The 5,708-nt window shown below is 67.8% G+C and carries 6 protein-coding genes and 1 pseudogene; 1 reads left to right on the forward strand and 6 read right to left on the reverse strand.

Annotation, left to right across the window (positions count from 1 at the left end):
* Window positions 1-322: 322 nt before the first annotated feature.
* The 6 genes and pseudogenes from ABGB16_RS32930 to ABGB16_RS32955 form a co-directional block, all read right to left on the reverse strand.
* Window positions 323-703, reverse strand: a complete 381-nt coding sequence (locus ABGB16_RS32930; protein ID WP_347671968.1) for a hypothetical protein — start codon at window positions 701-703, stop codon at window positions 323-325.
* Window positions 704-914: 211 nt separating this feature from the next.
* A pseudogene (locus ABGB16_RS32935) lies at window positions 915-1,361 on the reverse strand (helix-turn-helix domain-containing protein); the annotation flags it as partial.
* Window positions 1,362-1,491: 130 nt separating this feature from the next.
* On the reverse strand, window positions 1,492-1,881 hold the full coding sequence (locus tag ABGB16_RS32940; protein WP_347671969.1) for a hypothetical protein: 390 nt from the start codon (window positions 1,879-1,881) through the stop codon (window positions 1,492-1,494).
* Between the two features lie 83 nt (window positions 1,882-1,964).
* On the reverse strand, window positions 1,965-2,210 hold the full coding sequence (locus tag ABGB16_RS32945; RefSeq protein ID WP_347671970.1) for a hypothetical protein: 246 nt from the start codon (window positions 2,208-2,210) through the stop codon (window positions 1,965-1,967).
* A gap of 141 nt (window positions 2,211-2,351) precedes the next feature.
* Window positions 2,352-4,409 carry a glycogen debranching N-terminal domain-containing protein gene (locus tag ABGB16_RS32950; RefSeq protein ID WP_347671971.1) on the reverse strand — a complete coding sequence of 686 codons (2,058 nt, stop codon included), beginning with the start codon at window positions 4,407-4,409 and terminating at the stop codon, window positions 2,352-2,354.
* The gene (locus tag ABGB16_RS32955) at window positions 4,406-4,774 is read right to left on the reverse strand and encodes an SCP2 sterol-binding domain-containing protein (protein WP_347671972.1); all 369 of its coding nucleotides are present in this window, start codon (window positions 4,772-4,774) and stop codon (window positions 4,406-4,408) included. The genes ABGB16_RS32950 and ABGB16_RS32955 overlap by 4 nt, the downstream gene beginning before the upstream one ends.
* 636 nt (window positions 4,775-5,410) lie before the next feature.
* Here ABGB16_RS32955 and ABGB16_RS32960 point away from each other — a divergent pair.
* Window positions 5,411-5,689 carry a hypothetical protein gene (locus ABGB16_RS32960; protein ID WP_347671973.1) on the forward strand — a complete coding sequence of 93 codons (279 nt, stop codon included), beginning with the start codon at window positions 5,411-5,413 and terminating at the stop codon, window positions 5,687-5,689.
* The last annotated feature ends 19 nt before the right edge of the window (window positions 5,690-5,708 follow it).

Below are 5,708 nucleotides of genomic sequence, written 5' to 3' on the forward strand. Positions count from 1 at the left end.
TACCGTCCGTGACTACGAACGGCTACCCAAGCACCACGCCGCGATGGTCCAGTGGGCCATGGTCATCGTCATGGCTCGCCGCCTCGCCCGTCACCAACACACCTGAAACCCTTATTTACCAGGCTCTGAGAGCCGGTGGGCCAGAACGGGCGACATGATCGCCCACTCCTGCGGGAAGGCGGCGAGCAGATACGCCATCCCGAGACGAAGGTCCAGGTCGGGGTCCTGCAGGACCTGCAGGTACGTGGGCATGCCGGCCCGCACCGCCTCATACGCTGCGGCATGACAGGGATTGGTGACCGGACGTTGGTATCCGCCTTGCCTACGCCACGCCGGTGACCTGGACAACCACCAGTCCGAGCGCTGCGACGCGAGTTCGCTCAGCGTCGGAACGTCCGCCGCAGACCTCGGCGATTCGTACAGCTCGACACAGTTCAGGATCGTCCGCAGGAGGCGGTAGGCCACCAGCCGATCCGGTGCTTCCCTGGTCGGCAAGCAGATCGATCAGGTACGGCGCTGCGGCAGCCGCTGGCTCGTACACCAAGCCTTGGTGCTGGAGATGGTCTTCGAGTTGTTCTTCCGCCTCGCCCCGCGCCGCCGGGTCGGGCGACCGAAGGGTCTGCAACAGCCTCGGCACATCCGAGGCCGGCCCGTACGGAGCCTGCAGCGATTCCCAGTCGACGGCGCGCAGATCGTCGTTCACGGCCGGCAAGGTAGCACCGGGGACCGACCGTCCGGGTCGATCGAGCGCCGCAAGCTCCTCAACCTGCGTAGCCCGACCGGCTGGGTCGTCATTCACCGCCGACCGTTGCTGCACTCAGCTGCTGCACGCGAGCAGAAGGCTGCCCTCGATCTCACCAACCTCAAGGTACGCGGCTACCCGGCCGGCAGCCCTCGCGAGCGCGGCTACGCACGAGCCGGGTGACCATCGCGTCGAGCGCCGCGCTGTGGGGCAAGCCGACGTCCTGCATGGCCGCACCGCGCCACAAGGCGAGGGCCTCGCAGCCGCCGTACCCGCTTCGGATGCTCGTCACCCCGCGGGCCTGGCCGACGAGGCGTTCGGACCGTACGGCGTCGACGGCGTCGGGCTCCACCGTCAACCGGTAGCCGTCCGGCTGCCCCGAGACCAACCCTTCCGGCAGCACTTTCCGCAGCCGGGAAACCAGGCGTTGCAGGGCGTTCGCCGCATCGGAGGGCGGGTGTTCACCCCAGATCCGGTCGGCGAGTGTCGCCTTCGGGACCACGTGACCTGGCCTGAGCGCGAGGGCGACAAACAGCCCGCGCAACCGCGCGCCCGGCACGTCGGCCAGGATGCCGTCGTCCGTGCAGACCTCGAACGGTCCGAGCATCCTGATCTGCACCTGGCAGATCTTGCCACGGGCGATCGACAGGCTCACGCTGCTGACGCCGACGCAGAAGTTGTCGGGGGGACCGCCCCCTCGGCTGGCACGCCGACCACGCCTGGCAGACGCTTCACCGACAGCATCACGATCAAAGCAGCTCGCCGGCGCAGCATTCGTGATCGCCGCAGCCGTAGCAGGTGTATCGCATGCAGTCGGTGCAGATCCCGAGGTTTTCCAGTCGGTACCGGTCATGGCAGGTGGAACAGATTTCGCGGCTGTTGAGCATGGCGTTCCAGCCGACGGAGCCGCCGTTGAGTTCGTACGAGGCGGCGACGAACTCGGCCAGCTCGGCATCACACGCCGGCGCCGTCGGGTCGCCGATCTTGTAGTTCAAGCTCCAGCAGTACACCGCGAAGAACGCCGTGCCGCTGACCAGGAAAGCACGACCGCGTCCGTCCCGGACCCAGGCATCGCGGAGGTGCCGGACGCGTTCCTGGAAAGGCCGCGAGCCGTCCAGCATCACGCGGTCGCCAGTCATCCTGACATTATGCGCGCCCTCGACGAGGTACGCCGGGCAGTGTGGAACACCGCGGCGGCCTCTGCCCACCACTACCCGGACGATCATGAACCCGACCCACGAGAACGGCAGTAGACCCGTTTTTGCGCCAGAGCCGTTAACTTGACCCTGCGCAGCCGGACCGCGGCACGGTCACCGTGACGTCGGGCCTTCGCGATCTGATCGATGACGACCTGGTAGGCGCGGTTACGTCGACGCCGGTCGCCTCGATGGTATTCAGGCAGCAGAGTCTGCTCGACGAAGGTGTCCAGCCGGTCCAGGTAGATGTTCGACAGGATCGGTGATGCCACGCCACCCTGCGGCGCACCGCTGAGCGTGCCACCGCCAGTCCTGCAGATACCCGGCCGTGAGCATGTTGGACACCAGCCGCAGGAACCGGCCGTCGTGGATTTTCTCCGCCAGGATCGAGCCCATGACCTGACCGGGTGGGGTCATCGTTTGCGGCTGGCGTCCGGGCGGCCGAAGGCATCCATCCGACCCCACCGGCCGGGGATGTCGAGCAGCTCGACGCGGCCGATCTCCTCGGGGATGGCCGGATCGACGACCAGGTGGCCGTCATGGGGTTCCAGGCCGAGCAGGGTGCGAAGCAGCAGCATCGGCGTGGCGGCTGACCAGGCTTGGGGGCTGCATGCGGTGGGGTACTCGACCGGGTGGATGGTGAGGTCCCGGTCGTACCCGGCGAACGCCTCGGGTAGCCGGTAGTCGAAGAAGGGGGCGGCCTCGATGATGCCGCGGGCGACCAGGCCGGCTTCCTGGCGGTAGCCGTAGCGCCGCATGCCCCAGGCGATGATGGAGTTGTCGAACGGCCAGACGGTGCCGACGTGGTAGCCGACGGGGTTGTAGCGGCCCTGGTCCATGGCGAGGGTGCGGATGCCCCAGCCGGAGTACATCCGGGGGGAAACCAGGTGTGCGACGACCTGGGCGGCCCGCTCGGGGTCGACGATGCCGCTCCACAGGAGGTGGCCCATGTTCGAGGCGAGCGCGTCGACATGGCCGCCGTCGCGGTCAAGGGCGAGGGCGTAGTACCCGCCGTCGTCAACCCAGAAGTCGCGGTTGAAGCGTTCCTTCAGGTCGGCCGCCTGCCGTTCGAGCTGGTCGGCGTACGCCGGGTCGCTCCAGAACTCCCGGGCTAGTCGGGCGGCGCGGATCCTCGCGTCGTAGGCGTAGCCCTGCTGCTCGCAGGTCGCACGGGGCGGTTCGGGGATCCGCCCGTCGGCGTAGGAGATGGAGTCCGGGGAGTCCTTCCAGCACTGATTCTCCAGGCCGTTGCGGAGGTTGCGGGTGCGGTACCAGATGTAACCGGTGCCGAGCAGATCGGCGTAGGTGTCGATCCAAGCGAGCGCCAGGCGGGCGTCCTGCTCAAGTTCGCGGACCAGGTCGCTGTCGCCGGTCCAGCGTTCGTACTCATCGAGCAGGATGAGGAACAGCGGGGTGGAGTCCGCCGCGCCGTAGTAGGAGGTGTGGGGCTGGTCCTCGAACGCGGCCAATTCCCCGTAACGCACCTCGTGAAGGATCTTGCCGGGCTCCTCATCGCGGAAGTCGTCGAACTTTCCGCCCTGAGCGAGGGCCATGGCCCGCAGGGTGGTGACGGCCATGCCGGGCAGGCACGGCAGCGTCTGGAGGCAGACGATCATGCTGTCGCGGCCGAACATGGTCATGAACCAGGGCAGGCCGGCGGCGGGAATACTCCGACCGGCAGTGGTGGTCGGGGTGTACTGCAAGGCGGCCAGGTCGACCAGGCCACGTCGGTAGACGCGGCTGAGCGCCTCGGAGTCGCAGACGAGCGAGGGCGCTTGGTCCATCCACCGGTCGAGCTGGTCGCGCATGCGGGCTCGGACGTGGTGGGTGTGCTGCTGGATACTGGCCTCGCTGGGCTGACCCGGTGCCGCCTCGACCAGGATGTCCACCCGTACGAGGGTGGACCAACGGCTACGTGGTGGGATCCGGATGTTCCAGATGACGCCGCGCCGGTCTATCTTGGCGGGCTCGCTGCTGGAGATGACCGCGGAGCGGCGGAAGTTCTCACGCTCGTAGGTCAGCCGCATCTGCCCGTCGCGGACGGAGACCTCGGAGAGGCCCGGCTTGTAGATTTGCTCGTCCTTGACCTCGAACAGGTCGGCGAAGTCCCCGTCGATGTCCAGCCGGACCCGGATCTCGGCATCCTCGCCCATGTGGTTGAGCACGGTGAGCTGTTCTTGGAAGCTGCTGCCGCCGATGGTGCGGTGGCGGATGACGGACAGCTTGGCGTCGACGTAGTGGGTGGGCTCGCCGGGGACGCAGTAGAAGCGGGCCTCGTAGTACTGGAGTGCATCGGTGGACAACGCGTACATGCGCTGCCCATCGACGGTCAAGACCCAGGTGGAGATGAACCGGGTGTCGAAGGTGAACACCCCGGTTGGCCTGCGCGACGACGGAGCGATGTCCCCTGCTTCGTCGGAGACCACGAAGGTGTTGCCCTGCAAGATGCTGACCAGGTTTCCCGCGCTCATCGCCTGGAGTCCCCCCGGTAGACCTCGCGGGGGTCGTGGTCCTCGGGCGGGCCGGGGATGAGCTTGCGGAGCATCGCGAACAGCCGAATGTCGCCGAGGACAGTGAGGTCGTTGCGGATCACTGCGGCGAAGATGCTGCCGTGGGTGGAGGCCAAATGCTCGAACGCGTTGGCGCCGGCCAGAACTATGCAGTCGGCGTCGCGTGCGGCGTGGGACACGTCCACCTCGCCCTGGTGGATGTCGAGGTACCAGTGCTCGGTCCGGTCGTCAGCGACCAGGTCGAACCGCACGGTGGCGTCGGTGGAGGGGGACAGTGTGGAGTGCCGCCCTGAGAGGCGGTCGAACCATGCCTCGGTCTCTGACATCGTCGTCTCCTTCCCCGTCCGCTGTCCCAATCTGTCCTGCGGAGGGGTGACCGTGCTTCATCCGGATCGGGTGAGGAACGGCAGGATGGGAGGCAGGTGGTGCTGTCCCGGCCGGTGAGGCACATGTGCCAGGGAAGGCCGCCCGCCGACATCGGTTCGCCGCCGGAGATGATCGGGGTGTGCCGCAGCGCCGCGACGTCGACCCGGCTGCGTTGGTAGGCCCGCTGGAGCCTGTCGAGGCCACCGGCCAGCGTTGGCGCGTTCGCGGTCCACACGTCCAGCTCGTCGCTGACCTGCTCCTGGATGCGCCGGGCGTGGTTCTGGACGCTGGCCTCCAAGCCGAGATGCGCCGAGGGGCGGACGTGGGCGACCACTTGGAGCATGGTGCTCCAGTCCTCGCCGGACCCGAGCGAAATTTGGTAGGTCGTGCCGCCAGCGTCGACCTGTGTCGGGCTGGCTGGAGTACACCGTCACCTGCCGGCGGAAGTGACCCGCTCGTAGGTCGTCGAACTCGAGGCGTCCGGCATCGGAACCTTGTGCCTGGTAGGTCAGGTAGTCCCGTACCCGCGGTGGCCGGGGCACCGGGGCGAGGATACGAACGTCTGCGACCGGATGGGCGACGGGCCGTCCGTTGTCGTGCAGTTCGTCCCCGCGTGCACTGTGTTGGTCCACGAGCGCGACCGCCTCGGCCGCCAGTGCGCGTCCGTGGGCACCTGTCTGGAAGAACGCCACCATTTCCTCGGGCAGTTCCGCGGCGCGGGATACGGTACCGGGGCCGTCGCGGTACACCTGGTGAGCCCGCAGGGCGGCGGCCGGGCGCACCACGAGATCGCCGTGGAGGACGCCGATCTCGGCGCCGGCGCCGGTGTCGAAGGTGACCAACCGCATGAAGGCGCCTCCCAGCCGGAAGAGTAGTTAGATCCCAGTCCAACTA

The organism is Micromonospora sp. B11E3 (assembly GCF_039871625.1).
Classification (GTDB): Bacteria; Actinomycetota; Actinomycetes; order Mycobacteriales; family Micromonosporaceae; genus Micromonospora.